This is a genomic window from Lentibacillus salinarum, assembly GCF_042679865.1.
GTDB classification, from domain to species: Bacteria; Bacillota; Bacilli; order Bacillales; family Amphibacillaceae; genus Lentibacillus; species Lentibacillus salinarum.
Map to the genome: position 1 here is coordinate 1 of NZ_JBHTNH010000039.1, position 1,291 is coordinate 1,291.

A 1,291-nucleotide genomic window follows, 5' to 3' on the forward strand; every position below is an offset into this window, starting at 1 on the left:
CGCTGAAACGAAAAATCGGGATGAAATACACCACCATCATCACTTTATTCCCCTTATTTTTAAGAGAATCCAAGAAAAATTCGGGTCTTTGCTCGCATCTCTCGCATCTTTGATGGATGAAAAATATTTTTCACCGGACTTTTAGAGGTACTTGGGAGAAGTATTTTTTATTGGCTAGAGAAACTTCAACTTTTGTATGCTGGTACAAATACAATTAGAGGCAGACTCTTTCAAAAAAGAAATGATCCTATATTTGGAAAAGAATTAAAACAAGCCATTAAAAGCCAGAAGATAAAAATTAAACCACGGGTAACAAAGGTTGAAGGTAAAAAGGTAACCTTTTCTGATGGTACTTCACTTAAAGTAAATCAAATCATCTGGGCTACTGGTTTTGTTCCATCTTATGAAATAATCCACATTGATGGAGCAGTTGATAAAAAAGGCAGACCTATACATAGTCGTGGTATAAGTCCTATTGATGGGTTATATTATATTGGACTACCTTGGCAACACAATCGTGGCTCTGCCCTTGTTTGTGGTGTTGGAAGAGACGCCGCGCACTTAATGGATAAATTATATTCGAAAAGTTGAATAGTCAATAAACGGGGCGCGCTAATCGAATAAGAAAGCTTTTTTGATACCAAATATGCCGATTTAAAAAGGATGTTGAAGGAACAAATAAAATGTGTACAAATAATGATTACGTGGTATAATTAACATAGAAACATTATAAGTGAATACAATATTAAAGACCGCCCATGCTGGTACATGGAGCGGTCTCAATAGACCGAACCCCGTCAAGAGGGGGAAAGGTAGCGAGCGAAAATAATCCCTCACGGACCTGCTAAAGTGCATGAGGGATTATTTTCTATGGTTATTATCAGATACGATGAACGCAAGCTTTCATCCCGAAGGATATCATGAGCGTTAGCGCACTAACAATGTCCATTGGCAAGCACCTCCCTCCCCGGGAAGTCTCCCAACGAAGACTAACGGCAGATCGACAGTGCCACCAAACCCCTCATGCGAAGCCAGTCTATTGAATTCTATTATAACATATTGCGATTATTTATACTGTCATTTCTGAGGAGATATTTGTTCTTCTTCAAATTGGACATGATAAATAAATATCTCTAGTACGAATCATTCTTCCGTAACATAACACGGGAGTTTGACACCCAAATTGAATAAAAAGTGACCGTAAGCCAACTCAGGCTTATATTTTTTTGTCAAATTTTACTTAAAATTATTGCGTACTATTTCGTACTATCGTATAATAAGGATACTAGCA

The 1,291-nt window shown here is 37.4% G+C and carries 1 protein-coding gene; it reads left to right on the plus strand.

What is annotated here, in order from left to right; genetic code table 11:
• The first annotated feature begins 192 nt into the window (after positions 1–192).
• Positions 193–591, plus strand: a complete 399-nt coding sequence (locus ACFQ4A_RS16400; RefSeq protein ID WP_382402499.1) for a hypothetical protein — start codon at positions 193–195, stop codon at positions 589–591.
• The last annotated feature ends 700 nt before the right edge of the window (positions 592–1,291 follow it).